Below are 21,237 nucleotides of genomic sequence, written 5' to 3' on the forward strand. Positions count from 1 at the left end.
GGCCTTATCCTTTTCCTTTAGAGCGAAATGCGGCTCTTGGAGCGGAAGACGGTTTCACCGGAACGCTGCAAGCCAATCACCAGATCCCAGCTACCCTCTGGAAGCCGAGTGAGGCTCTGGAACCGGCCGGCGGTGATTTCCACGAATTCGACGACAACATCGCGACGCTTGTCCGTCGGATGCGCGAGACGCACCTCGGCCGTGAGGCCGGAGAGGGCTTGCGCCTTCGCATCCCGTGCCGTGATGAGGATGCGACTCGCATCGCCGCGCTGGATGTTCGCATCCACTGCCCAATGGAGTGCGTCCTGCGCGTGAGCTGCCGCCACGTCGTTCTTGAAGGTAAGTCCGGCCTTGTAGGAGCTTTCCGTCTCGACGCCGCTGAAGCTCGACAAGGCGAAGCGGATCAGCACGAAATTCATGGCAAAGATAATACCGAAGAACGCGATGAAGTAGATGAGAACCGTGCGTCCGGTAATGACGCGAGGAGGACGGCCAGCTGTTGTCGTGGACATAGAGATATCCTCTTAAGGCGCCTTGAAGTGATCGTTCATCCGACTGGCGTCGCCGGTGGCAAGATCGGTGAGCGTAAAGTGAATGTCGGTTGACGAGGGAACGTCCGAACCCTCCGAGCTGACAAGAACGCGGGTTTCCAGCGTCTGGTCGGGGCCGACCTTGACGATGGCGCGGTCCTGCTGATCGATCTCGCCGCCGACGATATCGAGCTTCGCATTCGGCAAGCCATCCACCGTGAGAGCGTAGACACGCTCATTGAGGTTCTTGTTGGCCACGCGAACGGTGAAGCCATTGCGGATCGAGCCGTCGGACAAGCGCACGAAGAGCGGGTTACGGTCATGCATGACGCTCAGATAGATTGTCTGGCGCATGGCGAGCGAGCCGATCATGGTTACGCCGACGATGGCGATGATGCCGGTATAGAAGAGCGTACGCGGGCGCACGATGCGGCGAACCTCCGTGCGACCCTCCATGCGGGCCTTCACGTTCATTTCCGTGTCGTAGGCAATGAGGTTCAGCGGGCGGTTGATCTTCTCCATCACCGCATTGCAGGCATCGATGCAGAGGCCGCACTGGATGCAGTCCATCTGCAAGCCTTTGCGGATATCAACTCCGGTTGGGCAGACGTTGACGCACTGATTGCAGTCGATGCAGTCGCCAGCAGGCAGCCCCTGTAGCTTCAAGACCTCGTTCTTCTTCATCGAGCCGCGCGGCTCACCACGGTCATAGCGGTAGGTGACGTTGAGCGCGTATTCGTCAGTGAGCGCAGCCTGAATGCGCGGCCATGGGCACATGTAGGTGCAGACCTGTTCGCGCATGAAGCCGGCGAGCGTGTAGGTGGTGAAGGTGAGAATACCGATCCAGATATAGGCGATCATCGGGGCCTGGAACGTCGCGAGCTCATAAACAAGGGGCGGCGCATCGGCGAAGTAGAGCACCCAGGCGCCGCCGGTCCACCAAGCGATCATCAGCCAGATGAAGTGCTTCAGGCCTTTCTGAGCCGCCACTTTCAGGGTGAGCCTTTCCTTGTCCTTGCGCATCCGGTCGCGGCGGTCGCCTTCGATCCAACGCTCGACGGCATAGAACAGATCAGTCCAGACCGTCTGCGGGCAGAGATAGCCGCACCAGACGCGGCCTGCGACGGCGTTCATGAGGAAGAGGGTCAGCGCTGCCAGAACCAGGAGGCCTGTGATGTAATAAACTTCCTGTGGCCAGATCTCGATAAAAAAGAAATAGAAGCGGCCATTCGCGAGATCGACCAGAACAGCTTGATCAGGGGCGTTGGGGCCGCGGTCCCAGCGAATGAAGGGAACGAGATAGTAGATACCCAGGGTAACAAGCAGCACGATCCATTTGATCGTGCGGAAGCGGCCTTTCACGGCCTGCGGATAGATCTGCTTGCGCGGTGCAAAAAGCGGGGCGTCATCGGCCTCTGCGGTCGCAAGGGAAGGGGAAACAGGAGCGTCAGCCATCGAATCCGTCGCGGGTTCTCGATCAAGAGTGACCCTGGGATAGGCTGCGAGGCGGGAAGCCGCCTTGATTTGAGTCAAGCCAGCGGCCGGGGGGAGGCCCCGGCCATCGTGGCATGCTTAAGCTGAGGCGCTTTGGCGCAGCTTAACGGTTCTGATCGCCACCCAGCGAGTGGACGTAGAGGGTCAGAGCCTTGATGGTCGTGTCATCAAGGCGGCCGTGCCAAGTCGGCATCACGCCGCCACGGCCGTTGTTCAGGCCCTCCATGATGGTGACCTTGTCGGAGCCGAACAGCCAGATCTTATCCGTGAGGTTCGGGGCACCCATCTCCTGCATGCCTTGGCCCTTGTCGCCATGGCAGGATGCGCAGTTGTCGGTGAAGATCTTGGCACCGGCGGCAACATCGACGCCCTTCTCCAAAGGCAGGCCCGACAGGGAGCGCACATAGTCCGCCACCTGCGAGATTTCCTCGCGCTTGAGCAGACCGTCACGGCCGAAGGCTGGCATGCTGCCGGTGTGACCTTGATCGCTGGTGGAGCGAGCGCCGTACAGGATCGTCTGCTGGATCTGCTCCAGCGAGCCACCCCACAGCCAATCGTCGTCGTTCAGGTTCGGGTAGCCCTTGGCGCCACCGCCGCCTGCGCCATGGCAGGGTGCGCAGTTGTCGCCGAAGGACGCCTTGCCTTGAGCGCGAGCGAATGCGAACAGCTCGGGATTCTTCTTGATGTCCTCGAGCGAGGCTTCGGCGAGCTTCGCTGTCATGCCCGAGCGCTGGTCCTTGAGGGCAGCAAGATCGACCTCGATGGCATCGCGGGACTGCCAACCGAGCACGCCCTTGGTGTAGGACGAGACCATCGGCCAAGCCGGATAGGCGATACTGTATGCAATCGCCCAGACGATAGTGAAGTAGAAGGTCCACAGCCACCAGCGCGGCAGCGGATTGTTGAGTTCCTGGATGTCGTCCCAGCTATGCCCGGTTGTGGTCACGCCGGTGACGGCATCGACCTGTTCATGAGTTTCGTGGGCCATAGGATCAATCCTCCTGGAGAGGCATGCGGGCGGCCGCGTCGAAGCGGTCCTTCCGCGAGGGAGCGAGGGCGTAGACCAGCACCACCAAGAAGACGGCGACGAAGTACAACAATCCCCAGGTCTGGGCGAATTCTGCGAAAAATTTGTATGCGGCTGGCATGATCGTTCGTCCTCAGCGCACGTTGGCCTTGTTGTCGTAGAGCTTGAAGTCGACCTGCGTTCCGAGCATCTGCAGATAGGCAATCAGGGCGTCCGCTTCAGTGACCTTCTGCGGGTTGCCGTCGAAATTGCGCGACTGAGCGTTCGGGTAGCGCTTGGCGAGATCGACAGCATTCGGATCGTCGGCATTGGCCTGGATGCGAACGTCGCTTTCGGCCTTCTTCAGCATCTCCTCGCCGTAGGGCACGCCGAGCAGAGCCTGGACTTTCATGTCCTCGGCAATGGCGGCCATATCGAGCTCGTTCTTCTCGAGCCAGGGATAGCTCGGCATGATCGAACCGGGCACGCCGGCGCGGGGATCCTTCAGGTGATCACGGTGCCAGTCGTCGGAGTACTTGTTGCCGACGCGGGCGAGGTCCGGACCGGTACGCTTGGAGCCCCACTGGAAGGGGCGGTCATACATGCTCTCTGCAGCGAGAGAGTAGTGGCCGTAACGCTCCACTTCGTCGCGCAACGGACGTACCATCTGGCTGTGGCAGTTGTAGCAGCCTTCACGCACATAGATGTTGCGGCCGGCGAGCTCGAGCGGGGTGTAGGGCCGGATGCCCTCCACCTTCTCGATGGTGCTCTTCAGGTAGAAGAGCGGCACGATTTCCACGAGGCCACCGATGGAGATGACGATCAGCACACCGATGATGAGGATGATCGAGTTGGTCTCGAAGATCTTATGACGGGACCAGAGTGACATGATCTTTTCCTTTACTCCGCAGCAATGAGCGCGGGCTGGGCCGGAAGGACTTCTTCCTCGGCAGCTTCAGCCGTGGTGATCGTCTTCCAGACGTTCCACGCCATGATCAGGCTGCCGGCCACGAAGAGAGCGCCGCCGAGTGCACGGATGATGTAGAAGGGATGCATCGCTTCGACGGTCTCGATGAACGAGTACTCAAGGAAGCCGAGGCTGGTGTAGGCGCGCCACATGAGGCCCTGCAGGATGCCCGCAACCCACATCGACGAGATATACAGCACAATGCCGAGGGTGGAGATCCAGAAATGCCAGGAGACGGCCTTCATGGAGTAGAGCTCCTTCTTGTTCCACAGCCAAGGAACGAGGCAGTAGATTGCGCCGAAGGATACGTAAGCCACCCAGCCGAGAGCTCCGGAGTGAACGTGACCGATGGTCCAGTCCGTGTAGTGCGAGAGGGAGTTCACGGCCTTCACCGACATGAGTGGGCCTTCGAAGGTCGCCATGCCATAGAACGCGACCGACACGACCATCAGGCGCAGCACAGGATCCGTACGGAGCTTGTCCCAGGCGCCAGAGAGAGTCATGAGACCGTTGATCATGCCGCCCCATGAGGGCATCCACAGGATGACCGAGAAGACCATGCCGAGCGTCTGCGCCCAGTCGGGCAGGGCGGTGTAGTGCAGGTGGTGCGGGCCTGCCCAGATATACGTAAAGATCAGGGCCCAGAAGTGAACGATGGAGAGGCGGTAGGAATAGACCGGCCGCTCTGCCCGCTTCGGGATGAAGTAGTACATGATGGCGAGGAAGCCGGCAGTGAGGAAGAAGCCAACCGCATTGTGGCCGTACCACCACTGCACCAGCGCATCCTGCACGCCCGACCACACGATGTAGCTCTTCGGCGAGAAGATCGAGACCGGGATCGTCGCGTTGTTACCGAGGTGCAGAACCGCGATCGTCAGGATGAAGCCGAGATAGAACCAGTTCGCCACATAGATGTGCGGCTCCTTGCGGCGCATGACCGTGCCGAGGAACACGAGGAGATACGTCACCCACACGATCGTCAGCCAGAGGTCCGCATACCATTCGGGCTCAGCGTATTCCTTGCCCTGGGTAATGCCGAGCAGATAGCCTGTGCCGGCAATGATGATGAAGAAGTTGTAGCCCAGCACCACGAACCATGGCGCGATGTCGCCGGCGAGGCGCGCGCGGCAGGTGCGCTGCACCACATAGAACGAGCTGCCGATCAGCACGTTGCCGCCGAAGGCGAAGATCACCGCCGAAGTGTGCAGCGGCCGCATGCGCCCGAACGACAGCCAGGAGGTGTCAAAGTTCAGCGCCGGAAATGCCAGCTGAGTCGCGATCAGAAGACCGATGGTGAAGCCCGCAACGCCCCAGAAGACAGACGCGATGGTCGCAAACTTCACGGGGCCCAGGTTGTAGTTGGGCTTGCCGTTGATCGTCTGCGCCGGCAGGGCGGCAGGGCGCTCGTAGTAGCGATTGACGATCGCAAACACAGCCGCGACGCTCGCGGCCGCGAAGAGATAGGCGTGGAAGGCGTATTCAGGCGCGTAGGCCTTCGCCGCGATGATAATGCTCAGGAGAGCCAGAGCTGCGAAAGCAAGAGCGGAGCCAGCTTCGCCAATGGTCATTCCTTTAGGAGATGTTGCCGTTTGAGCCATAGGTCTCGACCGTTCTAAAGTTTGGCGAGGCCGTGAGCTTCGCCATCAGTGTTCCTCACTAGGGGTGGGGTGGGGAAGGGGCATTGATGCAAATCAAACGGGGCTATCGCCTCGACCAGTGGCCCACGAAAGGCTTAGACAGCACGGGGGTGCCGTGCGGCGCCGCTTTCGAGATAGCGGTCGAACGCTGCGCAGACATTCCGGACCAGGAGGCGGCTGTCCTCGGGGATCTCAATGGACAGGCCATCGCGCTTCACAAGGCCGTCGCGGGCCAGTTCGTCGATGGCCGCAAGCTCAGTCTTGAAGTCAGGCTTGCTACCGTCGGGAGCGATTCGTTCGAGATCGACCGAGAAATCGCACATCAGGCTCTCGATGATGCTCCGACGCAGGCCGTCGTCGTCCGTCAGGGCCACGCCGCGCGCGGTGGCGAGCCGGCCATTCGTGATTTCCTCGCGATAGGCAACGGTGCTCGACACATTCTGGATGTAGCCCTGTGGAAGGGAGCCGATGGCCGAGGTTCCGAAGCCGATCAGGGCTGTGGCTTCATCAGTCGTGTAGCCTTGAAAGTTCCGGTGCAGGCGCCCTTCGCGCTGGCGCACGACCATGGGATCAGACGGCTGGACGTAGCCTGCCTCAAGGAGGGCCGTGGCCGCGGCGGTATTCTGCCCGACGCGCTGGATAGCGTCCGGCATGGTCTCCTCCGGCAGGAGCGCCTGATGACGCTTCATCCAGGGGACGTGGGCATAGCCAAAGAGGGCGATACGGTCCGGATCGAGCTGCAGGGCCTGCTCGATGGTGCACAGCACGCTCTCCGTGGTCTGGAAGGGAAGGCCATACATCAGGTCGAGGTTGAGCCCTGTCACCTCGGCATGGCGCAGCCAAGTGGCCACCTTGGCGGTCAGCTCGAAGGATTGGATCCGGTTGATGGTCCCTTGAACCTTGGGATCCAAATCCTGGACGCCCAGGCTCGCCCGGGTGAGGCCCGAGGCGGCAAGCGGCTCCACATGTTCCAGCGTGAGGGTGCGTGGGTCGATTCCGACGGCGATCTCGGCGGTCGAGTGGATGCCGAAGGAGCGCTCGAGAAGGCTCATGGTGCGCCTGAGATCGTCCCCAGACAGGATCGTCGGCGTGCCGCCACCCCAATGGATATGGGTGACACCCGTACGGCCCGGCAGATGCTGGGTTACCAGCTCGATCTCCCGCTCAAGAAGCTCCACGTAAGACGCAATCGGGCTGTAGGTGCGGGCCACAGTCATATGGCAGCCGCAATAGAGGCACAGCTCCTGGCAGAACGGGACATGGAGATAAGGCGAGAGCGCCGCCGGGCGATAGCTCAGAGAGCCACTTCGCATAGGTTTCCGAGTCGACCTCCGGCTTGAAATGCGGAGCGGTGGGATAGCTCGTATAGCGCGGGACGGGCCGGTCGTAGCGGGCGATGAGTTCTGGCGTCATGCCAGCTCATTGCTTTGTTCCGAGGCAAGCAGCCTTGATTTAGGTCAAGCCCTTGTGCGCTCCCTCTCTTCGCACGCGAGACGCATGGGTTGAACGTCCGACTTTTTCCGCCATCTTGATTGTATGGATCGTCTTCCTCTCGGCCTGGGCTCTCAGGTCGGGACAGGCGGGGTTAAGGAGTGTTCCGATGCAGTCACCGGAGGAATGGCAGATCCCGCCCGAGTTCCAGCCCGATCAGGACGCACTCGCCTATGATCTCCGAGAAGCCCTGAACTCCATCGTCTCGCTTCGGGCCCGGGTGCCTGAGGATGCCTTCACGGCAGAAGCCCTTGGCATTGAGCGAGCCGGGCAAGGCGTGGTCATCCGGGCCGACGGCCTCGTGGTGACCATTGGATACCTGATCGCGGAAGCCGAGGAGGTTTGGCTCACGACCAACAAGGGGCGCACGGTCGGGGCCCATGTGATCGCCTATGATTATGACAGCGGCTTCGGTCTGGTTCAGGCTCTTGAGCCGCTCGGGTTGCCGGTGATGGCACTTGGCAATTCCAGGCGCCTCTCGCCGGGAGATCAGGTAGTCATGGGCGGCAGCGGCGGGCGCACCCATTCGCTCGCGGCCCAGGTGGTCGCCTGCCAGGAGTTTGCGGGCTATTGGGAATACCTCATCGATAACGCCATCTTCACGGTGCCAGCCCATCCCAATTGGGGCGGCACGGCCCTGATCGGAGCGCGCGGGGATCTTGTCGGCATCGGCTCGCTTCAGCTCCAGCATCAGGCTCAGGGCGGTGCCATCGTGCCCTTGAACATGAGTGTACCCATCGATCTCCTGAAACCGATCCTCGACGATTTGCTGACCCTGGGCCGCGTCGGTCGGCCGCCGAAGCCATGGCTCGGCTTCTATGCCTCGGAAACCGAAGAGGATCAGATCTCGATCATCGGCCTTGCTGGCGATGCTCCGGCACAGCGGGCCGGGTTGCGGGCCGGAGACAATGTTCATGCCGTCGCGGGCCAAGCCGTAACATCGCTCGCCGAGTTCTATCGTGCCATTTGGGCTTTGGGGCCTGCGGGCGTGGATGTGCCGCTGACTCTGGAGCGTGAGGGTGATACCTTCGACGTGACGATCCGCTCCGCCGACCGAGGACGCTTCATGAAAACGCCACGCCTGCAATAGCTTGCGGCAAAGGATCCGAGCTGATCCTCAATAGGTGCAGCCTTCGCCATTTTCTTTTTTCTCAAGGTGCCGCTATGAGCCGATACGTCACGCTGCCAACAGGCGAGACTGTTCCTGCGTTGGGGCAGGGAACCTGGCAAATGGCCGAGGTGCGCGGCAAGCGCGCTCAGGAGATCGAGGCGCTGCGCTTGGGCGTCGAATTGGGCATGACGCTGATCGATACCGCAGAGATGTATGGTGAAGGCGCTTCCGAGGAACTCATCGCTGAGGCTCTCGGTTCGGAGCGCGACCGTCTGTTCCTCGTCAGCAAGGTCTATCCGCATAATGCTAGCCGCAGGGGTGTCGTTGAAGCATGCGAGCGAAGCCTGAAGAGGCTCAAGACGGATCATCTCGATTTGTATTTGCTGCATTGGCGCGGCAGCGTGCCGTTGGAAGAGACGGTGGCGGGTTTGGAGGAATTGCGTCGCTCCGGCACAATTCGCCACTGGGGCGTCAGCAATTTCGACACAGACGATATGGAAGAGCTGTTCTATATCGAGGGCGGCACAGACTGCACCACCAATCAGGTGCTCTACAATGTGACGCGGCGCGGGCCTGAATATGATCTGATCCCCTGGATGGTGGAGCGCCGCATGCCACTCATGGCCTACAGCCCTATCGAGCAGGGACGCCTCCCGAAAACTGGCATCCTGCAAACCATCGGGCGAAATCATGGAGCAAGCCCCTATCAGGTCGCTTTGGCCTGGCTTCTGCAGAAACGCGGTATCATCGCCATTCCCAAGGCGTCGAGCCCCGCTCATGTTCGAGACAATCAGCGTGCTCTCGAAATCCGGTTGAGCCCTGAAGAGCTGGACGCCATCGACGCAGAGTTTCCAGCGCCTAAGCGCAAGCGTCCGCTCGAAATGATCTGATATTCTTTCTTCGGCAAAACGTGAGCACGATGACCTTTTCCAAAACCGATGCCCTCAAAGTTGCAGAGATCCTCAGAAACGCCGCGCAGACGGAAATCCTGCCTCGCTTCAAGAACCTGTCCGCCGGTGCGATCCGCACGAAGACATCGCAGCTCGATCTGGTGACGGACGCAGACGAGGCGGCGGAGCGCGTGATTGAAGCCGATCTTCTGCGGGCCTTTCCGAATGCGCTCGTGATTGGCGAAGAGGGCGTCAGTCGCGATCCAAAGCTGCTCGATGGGCTGGGCGATGCCGATCTGGCCTTCATCCTCGATCCTGTGGACGGCACCTTGAACTTCGCATCAGGTCTCCCGCTGTTCGGTGTCATGGCATCCGCCGTCATGAAGGGGGAGGTGGTTTGCGGCGTCATTCTCGACCCGATCTCAGACGATTGGGCCGTGGCCGTGCGCGGAGAGGGCGCATGGCAGCAGCGACCTGATGGGAGTACCAGTCCTTTGCGTGTAGCTTCGCCCGTCCCGCTCTCGCAAATGGCAGGCAACGTGTCGTGGCGCTATCTGCCGGAGGAGCTTCGGCCTGTCGTGACCGGCAATCTGCCGCGCATCGCCATGGCTGCGGATTTGCGGTGCGCAGCGCACACCTACCGCCAGATCGCCGGCGGCCATCTCCATTTCGCCTTCTCGTCGAGCGTGATGCCTTGGGATCATGCGGCGGGTTGGCTGATTCATCGCGAGGCTGGCGGTTATACGGCGCATTTCGACGGCTCGCCCTACAAGCCCGTCAATCGTGGAGGTGGCCTTATCAGCGCGCCGGACAAGGGCAGTTGGCGGGCATTGCGCGATGCGCTCCTGCCGCCTCAGATGTGAGATTTTTGAGCTCTAGGTTCGATCATCGCGTCGATCTCCGCAATCCTGGCAAGCCGCTTCTTGCATTGCTGATCGAGATACTAGGACCGACCGATGCCGAGAGCGAGAATGGGCAGGGTCCATAAGAAGTCAATGGCTCTGAGCAGAACAAGTGCCAGAGCCGCAATCGATACAATCCAAGTCTCAACTCGTCCGAATCCTTCGGTGACCTCGTTCTTCAGAACAAGTTGATGCCGTTCAAGCCGCAAGTCTACATGCATAGGCTCCGCGCGGCTTTGCCTTGAAGCGCTTGCTGCCTGGCTGCGAAGCTCCTTAAGAGTGTCCTGGAGAAGGGCGAGCCGCTCGGCACGGTTCTCGGACGCAAGAGAAGTTTGAGCAGGCGAGAACGCTTTGATGAGGCGCTTGCGCAGAGCAAAAATTGCCGGGGAGCATTATCCTGCTCGGACCCTGGCTTTACATGCTGAAACCGATCTGTGATGCGGCTGCGGATTTGTGCTGCCGTGTTCTCTGACTTGCTGATCTGTCCCTTGTTGAAGGAAACGGCAACTTGATCCGCAATGACGTTCTCGACCGAGACGTGAGCCCTTTCCACTGGCATGAACCGCTTCCTTCCCTGGAGGTGCCGCCAACGGTCGCATCTCGGCAGAGCGCAGGTTCAGGGTGCTCACACCTGATGACTGTCTACATGAGCCGACAGCAAGCCCGGGAATGAATGGTCAGGGTTAATGGATGCTTAAAGAAGGCTCATTATCAGCGCGAATGAGGAAAGTGTCCCTATGCACTGGGTTCGGTATCTGCATGTCCAGGAACCATCTTGGCGAGGTCTTGGAGAAAGGCCACGGATTCCTTGGGTCGTCCTTCCTGCTCGGCGATCTTGCTGATGTTTTGCAGCAAAGCGGCAACGTCGGTCGCTTTCGCCACCCGCCCAACCGAGAGCACATGAAAGAACGCGGAGAAAGCCACCATGATGGCCTGGTTGTGCTCTTCGAGCCTTCGGCATTGCTCTCTGAGAGCTTTGATATCCTTTTCCTGAGCGGAAACAATATCCACCAGAGTCAGCATCTGTTCGGCGAGTGTGTCGACGGAGGCGCTCATGTCTGTCGAAGATTCCGGCTCTTTGGGAGTGATGTAGGGTCGAGAGGATGAATTGCCCGCACGATGTCGTGTTTGAAAGTTGGGAGGCTGATCGGCGCCGAGGGTCACTTTGGTGTCCTCAGTGACGACCGCGGGCCGACGTGCGACCTCAGCAAGGCGTGATGCTGTTTGCTGGAGAAGGCTGCGGATTCGTTCCTGAACGCGGGCGATCATGCGGCGATCCAAGCATGGCTTCACGCTTTAGGAAAGTGCCAATGCAGGATCGTGCGATGCCTGATCAGCCGAGGGCGTAGAGCAGGCGGGCCCGGATCGTGCCTTCCAGTGCGCGGATCTCCCGGAGCGTCTCCCGGCTCTGTTCAGGCTGCCCCTCAACCTCGATCACCACATAACCGATCTCGCCATCGGTCTGCAGGTGCTGTGCTGTAATGTTAAGACCGCGCTTGGAGAATGCCTGGTTGAGACGGCCCAGCATGCCGGGCACGTTGCGATGCACGTGAATGTAGCGCGTGCCCGTGGCGCGTGACGACAATTGCACCTGCGGGAAGTTGACCGCGCCGATGGTCGAGCCCACGTCGGAATAGTCGACCAGTTTCTTGGCAACCTCGGCGCCGATGCGCTCCTGCGCCTCTTCCGTGGAGCCGCCGATGTGCGGAGTCAGGATCACATTATCGAGGCCCTGGAGCGGTGTCACGAAGCGCTCCTTGTTGGAAGCAGGCTCGACGGGAAACACGTCGACGGCGGCGCCGCGCAGATGTCCGCTCTTCAGCGCCTCAGCCAGTGCGTCCAGATCCACCACGGTGCCGCGGCTGTTATTGATGAGGTAAGCGCCTTTCTTCATAGCAGCGATCTCGGCAGCCCCAATCATGCCATGCGTCGCGGGCGTTTCGGGAACGTGCAGGCTAACCACATCACTCTGACTAAGCAGATCATGCAGGTTCTCGACGGGCTCCGTGTTGCCGTGGCGCAACTTGTCGGTCTGATCGTAGAAGATCACGCGCATACCCATGGACTCGGCAAGATACGACAGCTGCGAGCCGATATTGCCGTAGCCGATGATGCCGAGCGTCTTGCCGCGAACCTCGTGACTGTCGATGGCCGATTTATCCCAGGCACCGACGTGAGCCGCCGTCGATTTCGGGAAGATACGCCGCAACAGCATGACGATCTCGCCGATCACGAGTTCAGCGACGCTGCGAGTATTGGAGAAGGGAGCATTGAAGACAGGAATGCCCGCATGGCGGGCGGCGTCGAGATCGACCTGATTCGTGCCCACGCTGAAGCAGCCGACAGCGATGAGGCGGTTGGCCGCCGCGAAGATCTCAGGCGTCAGCTGGGTTCGGGAGCGAATGCCCAGAATATGGACTCCCTGCAAAGCTTCGATCAGCTCCTTCTCATCGAGAGCCGTCTTCAGATAGGTCAGGTTCGTGTAGCCCGCCGATCGGATAAGCTCGATGGCACTCTCGTTGACCCCCTCGAGCAGAAGCACCCGGATCTTGTCTTTCTGAAGAGAGAACTGCTCGCTCATATCGGCTCCATTCACCTGTCGCGGCATGCCCGTAGCTTGTTGAGTCCGCAAGGAAAATCCCTGTTGCCGTCTCGCCCAAGGCAGGTCTGCTCGCCCAAGGCAGGTCTGACTGACAGGTATGGTCAGTGCCCCAGGCTGGTGGTGTTTCGCAAGAGGGGGGGCCCCTCGAAGGAGGCAATTTCATACCTCCTATGCGTCACCGCCATCAGCACGCTTTGGGCGTATCTTGAATGAATCCAGTCGCTCGGGCGGCTGGTCAGAAAGGCGGGAGCCAGTGCCGGATGTACGCACGGCTCCCGTTCTTTTGGGCAGAATAGGCGTGCTTCAGGCGTTGCCCTGGAGGCGCCGATAGAGGGTGCTGCGGCTGACCCCGAGTCTGCGGGCGGCAAGGGAGACATTCCCTTTTGCTGCCTCAAGGGCCTCTCGCATGGCTGCTATGGTCATTGAATCGAGCGTCGTCGGGGGCGGTTCGGGCTTTGCCGGGGCAGGGCTCTGCACCGGTGACGCATTCCTCACATCCGGGGGGAGGGCGTCGGTCCCCAGCCGGTCTCCCGGCTCGCACAGCGCCAGCATGGCCCTCAGGCAGCCGACCAACTGGCGGAAATTGCCGGGCCAGTCGTAACTGGAGAGCCGCTCACGGCATTCCGGCTCCAGAACGATTTCTTGAGAGGCTGCGCCAAGAGACTCCCAGATGGCATCGATCAGCTGCACCCTATCAGCCCGATGCCTCAACGGTTGCAGTTCGATGCTGTATTGCGCGATCCGGAAATAGAGGTCGGAGCGGAACCCGCCGGTCTGGACGAGTTCCGAGAGATTGCGGTTCGTGGCGCAGATGAGGGTGAAATCCACCGGCACCGCGCGGCTGCCACCGAGAGGCACGACTTCCCGCTCCTGGAGCACGCGCAGCAGCTTGGCCTGGAGAGAGAGCGGCATGTCGCCGATCTCATCGAGAAACAATACGCCGCCATCGGCTTCGCGCAGATGGCCTTTCGATCCGCCAGGACGCGCACCGGTGAACGCTCCCGCCTGGTAGCCGAACAGCTCCGCTTCCATCAGCGTCTCGGGTAAGGCGGCACAGTTGACGGCCACGAATGGCTTGCCCGCCCGCGCGCTCCTGCCGTGAACGGCACGAGCGAAAACTTCCTTGCCCGTTCCCGTCTCGCCCCACACCAGAACCGGAACGTCCGCATTGAGCAGCCGAACGGCGCGGTCCACTGCCCTTTGTGTTTCGGCATTGAAGATAGGGCCGATATTCGCGGGCGGGAGCGCCTGTGCGCGTTGAAGCACTGATGAGAGAGTGGGTTTGCGATGTTCCAGACGTCCCAGAAGGGCGACACCATCAGTGCGCTTCAGGCTGCCCTTATCAGCAAGGGCCGTAACACCGTTCTGGAAAAGGTCTGCCCATGTGACTGTTCCAAGCGCCTCGAAGTTGCGGCCGATGAGCTTCAGGCCATATCGGTTGGCGGCTTTGAGGCAACCATCTTCGAAAACGAGAACGCCCTCACGAGGTGTTCCCAGCATGGTCGGGTCCGTGTGGAGGCGTACGATATCAGCGTGCTCGAAACCACGGTCGAACAGGCGATGCTCGATCTGCTCAGCAGCAAACCGCACGAGACCAAGTGCATGGGCGTGATGCACTTCAGCCGGACCTGAGAGATCGAGAACTCCCAGCACCTCTCCATGGGGCCCGATGATGGGAGCGGCGGAACAGCTCAGGATCCGGTTGCATTCGAGATAGTGCTCAGCTCCCCGAACTTCGATGGGGCATCCTTCCTCAAGAGCAGTCCCGATCGCATTGGTGCCGACCGTCTGCTCGCTCCAGGGTACGCCAGGCATGAGGGCGACGCGTGCTGCGCGCTGGGCGAAATCAAGGCTGCCGACAGTGTCGAGAACGAGCCCGCGCGCATTGGTGAGGATGACGATGCTGTCGGTGGCTTCAGCATCCGCATAGAGGGCCTCGATCTCGGGCCGGCAGAGACGCTTGAATGCTTCCGCTTCTTCCGCGGAGATGGCGAATTCATGGGAGGTGAGGGGCTCGGGTAGGGAATTGGCACGTCCTTCAAGACCCAGCGCCGCGCAGCGGGTCCAGGAGCGAATAATGGGTTGCGAGATCAACCCACCGGGGACGCTGCCCCTGGAAAAGAACGATTGACGCGCATGCTGAATCTTATCTGACGACACGGCTTCCTCCTGTCCCGGTGTCGCAAATTGCAACAGCTGTCGCAGATGCGTTTCTTTACGTGACGCAAAACATCATAACTGAACTTCCGGTAAAGCGAAGCGGTCAAAAATGCACACGGTCAAGTATCGCCGATCTCATGATCGCGGACAGTGACTTACCGCGCCGCGCGGACGATTGCTGCTTTGCAAAACAGTGATTTGGCACGGAAATTGCTGATCTGGCGACGTTCATCCAGGGAGGAAACCAAATGAACAAGCCAGAATTTCTCTCGACCGCAAAAGCACCCTTCAAGGCCCGTTATGGCAACTATATCGGTGGTGAGTGGAGGGAGCCTGTCGCCGGAAAGTACTTCGAGAATACTTCGCCCGTGAACGGTAAGGTGATCTGCGAAGTGGCCCGCTCCGACAAGGACGATATCGAGAAAGCCCTCGATGCGGCGCATGCGGCAAAGGACGCCTGGGGCAAGACCGCACCTGCCGAGCGTGCGCGCATTCTCAATGAGATCGCAGACCGGATGGAGGAAAACCTCGATCTTCTCGCATTGGCCGAGACTTGGGACAACGGCAAGCCGATCCGCGAGACGACAGCTGCCGACATTCCGCTCGCCATCGACCACTTCCGCTATTTCGCGAGCTGTATCAGAGCGCAGGAAGGCTCCGCGGCCGAGATCGATCATGACACGGTCGCCTATCACTTCCATGAGCCGCTCGGCGTGGTCGGACAGATCATTCCCTGGAACTTCCCGGTCCTCATGGCGACCTGGAAACTCGCACCTGCTCTTGCCGCCGGTAACTGCGTCGTGCTGAAACCTGCCGAGCAGACTCCTGCTTCGATCCTGGTCTGGGCGGAACTCGTTGCCGATCTGCTGCCGGCAGGTGTGCTCAACATCGTGAATGGTTTTGGTCTCGAAGCCGGCAAGCCGCTGGCATCGAGTTCGCGCATCGCCAAAATCGCCTTTACCGGCGAGACGACGACCGGCCGGCTCATCATGCAATATGCGAGCCAGAATCTCATTCCGGTCACGCTGGAACTCGGCGGTAAGTCGCCGAACATCTTCTTCTCCGACGTTCTCGCGGAAGATGATGCCTTCTTCGACAAGGCCATCGAAGGTTTCGTGATGTTCGCCCTCAACCAGGGCGAGGTCTGCACCTGCCCGAGTCGTGCGCTGATCCAGGAATCCATCTATGATCGGTTCATGGAGCGAGCGCTCAAGCGCGTCGAAGCAATCAAACAGGGAAGCCCGCTCGATCCCACCACGATGATCGGCGCTCAGGCCTCCGGCGAGCAGCTCGAAAAGATCCTCAGCTACATCGACATTGGCAAGCAGGAGGGTGCGCAGGTGCTCACCGGGGGCGAGCGCAACGTGATGCCGGGCGATCTCGCCGGTGGTTATTATGTTAAGCCCACGGTGTTTCGCGGCCATAACCGCATGCGCGTGTTCCAGGAGGAGATCTTCGGACCCGTCGTTTCCGTCACCACCTTCAAGGATGAGGACGAAGCGCTGCACATCGCCAATGACACACTCTATGGCCTCGGCGCAGGTGTGTGGACGCGCAACGGCAACCGCGCCTATCGCTTCGGTCGCGCCATCCATGCGGGTCGTGTTTGGACCAACTGCTATCATGCCTATCCGGCCCATGCGGCTTTCGGCGGCTACAAGCAGTCGGGCATCGGTCGAGAGACGCACAAGATGATGCTCGATCACTACCAGCAGACCAAGAACCTGCTGGTCAGTTACAGCGACAAGGCTCTCGGCTTCTTCTGATGCCTTCGGAGCCCGACGCGGACGAAGGGGCAATCGTCTGAGGAGATCGGGCTCCAACAAAGGCCGGGGTGCACTGCGCCCCGGCCCGATTTCAAAGGGAGGGAGAAGGAATGGATGACGGCATTCTGCGCGTGACGGCAACGCCTGCGGCGCTCGACCTGATCGCGACGTTGCAAAACGAGTACGGGCCCGTCCTGTTTCACCAATCCGGCGGATGCTGCGACGGGTCATCGCCCATGTGCTATCCGCAAGGAGACTACATTGTCGGCGATACCGATGTTCTCCTCGGCGCCATTGGCGGCGCACCGTTCTACATGAGTCCCTCACAGTACGATTACTGGAAGCACACTCAGCTCATCATCGACGTGGTGCCAGGCCGGGGAGGGATGTTCTCTCTCGAGAACGGTCGCGACGTCCGCTTTCTCACGCGTTCCCGTCTCTTCTCCAATGAGGAATCCGCGCTACTCGGCCTGAGCGGTTGAGCGCTGCGTGCCCTCGTTTCTGGAATAGGGTTGCGCCTTTCGGAGCGCGGCAGGGAAATTCTACGCCGCTCGTGGGTTAGTGCTGCTGAGGCTGCCGTTCCGCAGATCTGCCTGCACATGCAAAAACTCCCATGAAAGGAGGAGAGGTGCTGCGTATCCTGACCTATAACGTGCGCCGCTGCCTGGGTACGGACGGTCGGCTCTCGCCGGGGCGCATTGCTGATGTGATTGCTGCTTACGAACCGGACGTAGTGGCCCTCCAGGAACTCGACGTGAGGCGGGCACGCACCGGTGGGGTCGATCAGGCCCATGCCATCGCGCAAGCTCTTGGCATGCAAATGCATTTTCATGCCAGCTTGCGCGTGCTGGAAGAGGAATATGGGAACGCCATTCTCACCCATCGCCCCTCGCAACTGATCAAGGCGGGCCCCCTCCCGGGTAGAACCGGACGCTTGGCACCGGAGCCACGAGGGGCGCTTTGGGCGTCAGTCAATCTCGGTGGAACAGCTGTGCAGGTGATCACGACCCACCTGGGACTGCGCCGAAACGAGCGGCTGGCGCAGGTGGATTGCCTTCTCGGACCGCAATGGCTGGGGCATAGGGCCTGCCGCGAGCCTGTGATTCTGCTCGGTGATTTCAATGCGTCCCCCCGTTCGCGGGCCTATCAGCGCTTGGCGTCGCGCCTGCGTGATGCGCAAGATACCGTTCCTCGCCATCGCACGAAGCCGACATTTCCGTCCCGGCTACCCATGCTGCGGATCGACCATGCGTTCGTCAGCCGTTCGATCCATGTGGTCCGCGTCGAATCCATCCGTTCGCCCGTGGCACGCATTGCATCGGATCATTTGCCTTTGATGATCGAGTTTCAGGTAATGCCGGTGAGGACACTCAAGGCTGGTATGGAGCACGTTAGCGATTAGAGGTGGAACCAGTCTCCTCAAGGATCGCTTGTCCAGAAATCAGCTCAGAAAGACCGGGAGAATCGATGCGGAAGATCTGGAAGCCTTTGATTGCGGTTGTCGCCATTGGCCTTGCAGCTTTCCTGCTCTATCGTACGCTCAGCCGCTACAGCATCGACCAGTTGCTGGAGGCGGTCCTTGCCATACCTGTGGCACGATTGGGGGCCGCGGGCGCGTTCGCAGCGGCGAGCTACGTTTGTCTGAGCGGTTTCGATTATTTCGCCTTACGCTATGTCGGTCGGCCTCAGCCTTACTACAGAGCGGCGTGGGCCTCCTTCACGAGCCTATCGCTCGGCCACAATATCGGCCTCGCTTTCCTGAGCAGCGGCGCAGTGCGCTATCGCTTCTACGCCCGTTGGGGCCTGAGTGCCGAGCAGGTGGCGAAAATCATCCTCTTCTGCGGCATCACGGTCGGGCTCGGCCTGATGGTCCTGGGGGGCGCAGCGCTTCTGTTGCGCTCGAGCCTGGCAATTGAGATCACTGGCCTCTCGAAACCTGTCGTGATCGTGCTTGGGCTTGCCTGCTTGGCCATACCGGCGCTCTATCTGGTGCTCTCCGCCTTCGTGCGGAAGCCTCTCAGGATACGCCGCTGGGCGTTGGAGATGCCGCCCCTCCGCCTTGCCATTGGACAAATCATCATCGGTTCCGTCAACTTCGCCTGCGTAGCTGCATGTCTTCATCAGGCGCTCGCGGCGGTCACGGATGTCGCCTATATGGGCGTGGCGTCCGTCTATGTGATTGCCAACACCACGGCCCTCATCAGCCATGTACCCGGTGGCCTCGGCGTCATCGAAAGCGTGGTCATGTATCTTCTGCCAGGGCAGGATCTCATCGGGCCGCTTCTCGTCTTCCGGTTCGTCTATTTCCTCATCCCGCTCTGCATTGGCAGCGTTGTTTTCGGGCTGACGGAACTGCTCTATCGCCGGAGGAACCAAGCGCACGCGAGCAGAAGCGAGGCCCCTGTGAGGGCATGAACCTTAGCCTTTCAGCCGCTTCAGGAACCAGAGCGGTTCGAAGGGCTCCAGCGGATCGAGAAGACCCGTGCCTATGGCGGGGTCAGCTGGCCCTTCATCGAACATCGCCCCGAAGGCGTGAAGACGGCGTTCGTTCACGTTCAGGCGCTCGATGGCGGCAATCAGCGAGCCACGCTCTTCCGAAACCGTATCGGAGAAGACGTCAGGGTCAGTGCCCAGATGCTCGCCCAACAGCCGATTTCGCAGGCTCACGATGGTCCGGCGCATATCGTCATTGGTTGCCTCGATGGCGAGGTCGCATTCCGTGTCGAGACCAATCGAGCGGTTGTTCAGGTTCGATGACCCGATGCGTAGGAACGTATCATCTACGATGATGAGCTTCGAATGGATCAGCACTTGGCAAAAGCCGCTTTCCGCCGGTACGACGGGGTAGTAAACACGCAGGCGATCATACCCGTCCGCCTTGCGCAGTCGCCGAATGAGACGGTCGCGGTTGGTGCCCATTACCTTCTTTTCGGCCCAGCCATGGGATTCATGAGTCTGGATAACGACGATCTCCGGGCCGTAAGAGTTGGCAAGGTGCTGCTCAAGAACATCACCGATGTAAGGCGCCGTCATGTATTGCGCTTCGATGTAGATGGATTGTCTCGCTGCGGAGAGAGCGGCCAGATTGAGCGCTGCCGTCTCCTGCACGGCGGAATGCTCGCCCCACGCCGGAAAGGTCCGGGCGATGGCAATAGGCGTGTTGGTGAAATGCGGTGGAAGATTCACCGGCCAGGGATCCAGTGCGGGCTCGGGCAGGGGTGTCACCTCCTCACCCGTCGCAATCCTCCAGCGTGCATAGGCCAGTTCTGCGAGGGAATGTGCGGCAGGCCCCGTCACGACCATCTGGATGTCATGAACCGGATCGTAAATCGTGCCGTCGTCTCTGAGACGGTAGGGATTGTCGCAGGAGTGGTCTTTCGTGTCCCAGCGCCTCACGGTCAAATCCATGCCGCCGACAAAGGCAAGGTTGTCGTCGATGCAGACGATCTTCTGGTGATGCGCGGCATAAAGCGGGTGGTGCTTGTCGAGGCGCAGCTTCAGGCGAGGATGGTTCTGCCATTCGGCGCCGAAGATCAGCGGGCCCGGTGCGCCCGGAGCATGGACGACGGCGACGCTCCAGACGAGGATGCGAATGTCAAGTTCAGGCTTCTCCTCCACAAGCGAGCGCAGGAGAGGACCGAGCGGGGGCGATATCTGCGGATCGGCATCGGGACGCAGGCGAATGCTGCCGTCGAAGTCCCAACCGACGATCATGATCGAGCGTTGCGCTTGGCGCAGGGCGGCTTCGAGCTGGGTAAAATATTCTGCCCCATCAATAAGGACCGAAGCGCGGTTCGCACACACGACGCGCCAGCAATTGCTGCCAGGCTGGAGGATCGGGCGCGACATCGCGCGCGCCAGCTCGAAGCCAACGGCCCTTCCGGTCAGCCCACTTGTCTCTTCAAAGAAATGCACGTTGCTCATGGTCATGAAACTGCATCGGCAACTCAGGTAAGAGGCCAAGGTTCCAATTTCAGAAATGTTGTAACATAAACGCGCTGGGCTCTTTCTACCAAGCCTAAAAATTAATCCTCGAACGAGGCTTAAAACCTCAAGCTTGCTCACCCGAGCCGTTGTAATTCCCGAACGCCGCCTAATAACTTATGCAGCTTGCGGGCGTTGATTATGAAGCTTGATGAGTGGCCATCCGGCTCACTGTTTCCCAGGCGAGATCAGGCGTGAGGACAAAAGGGTGATCATGGACAAGGAACTTGAACACAGAATCCGGGAACGGGCGTACGAATTGTGGATGCAGCACGGAAGCCAGCCCGGCCGCGCTGATGAATACTGGTATCAGGCAGAACGCGAAATTCTGGGACAGCAAGACGACGAGGCCGGCAGTACCTCGTATCCTGTCATTGGCAGCGATGAAGAAGCTCCAGTCGAAACGAATCCAGCTCCCCTTGGGATGACGAGCGAGACTCTGGACGAGGTTCTGGGTAGCCCTGCCGCTCCCAAGACGAGAAGGCGCAAAAGCACTGCCGCTGAGGCAGCAGAGACTGTCGCTGAGGTGAATGAGGCTGTCGGCGGGACAGTTGCTGCTCCGAAACGGAGGCGATCTACAAAAACGGCCATATAACGCAAGAAGCGTTCTAGCCTTCGCGTAATGGGACGCGAAGGTTGCGGGGGCAGGAACTCCCTCTGAAATCCGGAACAGGCAAGAGAACTTCCGGCCGGGTTC

General features: G+C 60.3%; 19 protein-coding genes. 8 read left to right on the top strand and 11 right to left on the bottom strand.

Going from position 1 to position 21,237, the window contains the following annotated elements:
• Nucleotides 1-17: 17 nt before the first annotated feature.
• From AA309_RS17985 to hemN, 7 genes are all read right to left on the bottom strand, one after another.
• Nucleotides 18-512 (bottom strand): FixH family protein, encoded by a 495-nt coding sequence (locus tag AA309_RS17985; protein ID WP_047190399.1) that lies wholly within the window; start codon nucleotides 510-512, stop codon nucleotides 18-20.
• A 12-nt stretch (nucleotides 513-524) separates the two neighbouring features.
• A complete protein-coding gene (ccoG, locus tag AA309_RS17990) occupies nucleotides 525-1,985 on the bottom strand; it encodes a cytochrome c oxidase accessory protein CcoG (protein ID WP_047190400.1) in 1,461 nt (486 codons plus the stop codon).
• Between the two features lie 142 nt (nucleotides 1,986-2,127).
• The gene (ccoP, locus tag AA309_RS17995; protein WP_047190401.1) at nucleotides 2,128-3,012 is read right to left on the bottom strand and encodes a cytochrome-c oxidase, cbb3-type subunit III; all 885 of its coding nucleotides are present in this window, start codon (nucleotides 3,010-3,012) and stop codon (nucleotides 2,128-2,130) included.
• Between the two features lie 4 nt (nucleotides 3,013-3,016).
• Complete coding sequence (locus AA309_RS18000) at nucleotides 3,017-3,172, bottom strand: cbb3-type cytochrome c oxidase subunit 3 (protein WP_047190402.1); 156 nt, start codon at nucleotides 3,170-3,172, stop codon at nucleotides 3,017-3,019.
• 12 nt (nucleotides 3,173-3,184) lie between these two features.
• Nucleotides 3,185-3,919, bottom strand: a complete 735-nt coding sequence (ccoO, locus tag AA309_RS18005; protein ID WP_047190403.1) for a cytochrome-c oxidase, cbb3-type subunit II — start codon at nucleotides 3,917-3,919, stop codon at nucleotides 3,185-3,187.
• An 11-nt stretch (nucleotides 3,920-3,930) separates the two neighbouring features.
• Nucleotides 3,931-5,595 (bottom strand): cytochrome-c oxidase, cbb3-type subunit I, encoded by a 1,665-nt coding sequence (ccoN, locus tag AA309_RS18010; protein ID WP_047190404.1) that lies wholly within the window; start codon nucleotides 5,593-5,595, stop codon nucleotides 3,931-3,933.
• 134 nt (nucleotides 5,596-5,729) lie between these two features.
• Complete coding sequence (gene hemN / locus AA309_RS18015; RefSeq protein WP_342027959.1) at nucleotides 5,730-6,947, bottom strand: oxygen-independent coproporphyrinogen III oxidase; 1,218 nt, start codon at nucleotides 6,945-6,947, stop codon at nucleotides 5,730-5,732.
• A gap of 287 nt (nucleotides 6,948-7,234) precedes the next feature.
• On the opposite strand from hemN, the gene AA309_RS18020 reads away from it, so the two are divergent.
• From AA309_RS18020 to AA309_RS18030, 3 genes are all read left to right on the top strand, one after another.
• Nucleotides 7,235-8,215, top strand: coding sequence for a S1C family serine protease (locus AA309_RS18020; RefSeq protein ID WP_047190405.1), 981 nt, complete (start codon nucleotides 7,235-7,237; stop codon nucleotides 8,213-8,215).
• A gap of 74 nt (nucleotides 8,216-8,289) precedes the next feature.
• On the top strand, nucleotides 8,290-9,126 hold the full coding sequence (locus tag AA309_RS18025) for an aldo/keto reductase (RefSeq protein WP_047190406.1): 837 nt from the start codon (nucleotides 8,290-8,292) through the stop codon (nucleotides 9,124-9,126).
• A 29-nt stretch (nucleotides 9,127-9,155) separates the two neighbouring features.
• Nucleotides 9,156-9,989: an inositol monophosphatase family protein gene (locus AA309_RS18030; protein WP_047190407.1), complete on the top strand. Its 834-nt coding sequence runs from the start codon at nucleotides 9,156-9,158 to the stop codon at nucleotides 9,987-9,989.
• Between the two features lie 774 nt (nucleotides 9,990-10,763).
• On the opposite strand, the gene AA309_RS18040 is transcribed toward AA309_RS18030, so the two are convergent.
• The 3 genes from AA309_RS18040 to AA309_RS18050 all read right to left on the bottom strand — a co-directional run bounded on the left by AA309_RS18040 (nucleotide 10,764) and on the right by AA309_RS18050 (nucleotide 14,790).
• On the bottom strand, nucleotides 10,764-11,297 hold the full coding sequence (locus AA309_RS18040; protein ID WP_150117625.1) for a hypothetical protein: 534 nt from the start codon (nucleotides 11,295-11,297) through the stop codon (nucleotides 10,764-10,766).
• A 64-nt stretch (nucleotides 11,298-11,361) separates the two neighbouring features.
• Complete coding sequence (gene serA / locus AA309_RS18045) at nucleotides 11,362-12,609, bottom strand: phosphoglycerate dehydrogenase (RefSeq protein ID WP_047190410.1); 1,248 nt, start codon at nucleotides 12,607-12,609, stop codon at nucleotides 11,362-11,364.
• Between the two features lie 324 nt (nucleotides 12,610-12,933).
• Nucleotides 12,934-14,790, bottom strand: coding sequence for a sigma-54-dependent Fis family transcriptional regulator (locus AA309_RS18050; protein ID WP_244470409.1), 1,857 nt, complete (start codon nucleotides 14,788-14,790; stop codon nucleotides 12,934-12,936).
• Between the two features lie 248 nt (nucleotides 14,791-15,038).
• Between AA309_RS18050 and adh the strand changes: the two genes are divergently transcribed.
• The 4 genes from adh (at nucleotide 15,039) to AA309_RS18070 (ending at nucleotide 18,971) form a co-directional block, all read left to right on the top strand.
• Complete coding sequence (adh, locus tag AA309_RS18055) at nucleotides 15,039-16,556, top strand: aldehyde dehydrogenase (RefSeq protein ID WP_047190411.1); 1,518 nt, start codon at nucleotides 15,039-15,041, stop codon at nucleotides 16,554-16,556.
• A 110-nt stretch (nucleotides 16,557-16,666) separates the two neighbouring features.
• The gene (locus tag AA309_RS18060) at nucleotides 16,667-17,038 is read left to right on the top strand and encodes a DUF779 domain-containing protein (RefSeq protein WP_047190412.1); all 372 of its coding nucleotides are present in this window, start codon (nucleotides 16,667-16,669) and stop codon (nucleotides 17,036-17,038) included.
• A 146-nt stretch (nucleotides 17,039-17,184) separates the two neighbouring features.
• Nucleotides 17,185-17,958 carry an endonuclease/exonuclease/phosphatase family protein gene (locus tag AA309_RS18065; protein ID WP_047190455.1) on the top strand — a complete coding sequence of 258 codons (774 nt, stop codon included), beginning with the start codon at nucleotides 17,185-17,187 and terminating at the stop codon, nucleotides 17,956-17,958.
• Nucleotides 17,959-18,023: 65 nt separating this feature from the next.
• Nucleotides 18,024-18,971 (top strand): lysylphosphatidylglycerol synthase domain-containing protein, encoded by a 948-nt coding sequence (locus tag AA309_RS18070; RefSeq protein WP_047190413.1) that lies wholly within the window; start codon nucleotides 18,024-18,026, stop codon nucleotides 18,969-18,971.
• 3 nt (nucleotides 18,972-18,974) lie between these two features.
• On the opposite strand, the gene AA309_RS18075 is transcribed toward AA309_RS18070, so the two are convergent.
• Nucleotides 18,975-20,486 (bottom strand): phospholipase D-like domain-containing protein, encoded by a 1,512-nt coding sequence (locus AA309_RS18075; protein WP_244470410.1) that lies wholly within the window; start codon nucleotides 20,484-20,486, stop codon nucleotides 18,975-18,977.
• Nucleotides 20,487-20,754: 268 nt separating this feature from the next.
• Here AA309_RS18075 and AA309_RS18080 point away from each other — a divergent pair, with 268 nt between their 5' ends.
• Nucleotides 20,755-21,135, top strand: coding sequence for a DUF2934 domain-containing protein (locus AA309_RS18080; protein ID WP_084731379.1), 381 nt, complete (start codon nucleotides 20,755-20,757; stop codon nucleotides 21,133-21,135).
• Nucleotides 21,136-21,237: the final 102 nt, after the last annotated feature.

The sequence above is a fragment of the Microvirga vignae genome (assembly GCF_001017175.1).
In the GTDB taxonomy this organism is placed as follows: domain Bacteria; phylum Pseudomonadota; class Alphaproteobacteria; order Rhizobiales; family Beijerinckiaceae; genus Microvirga; species Microvirga vignae.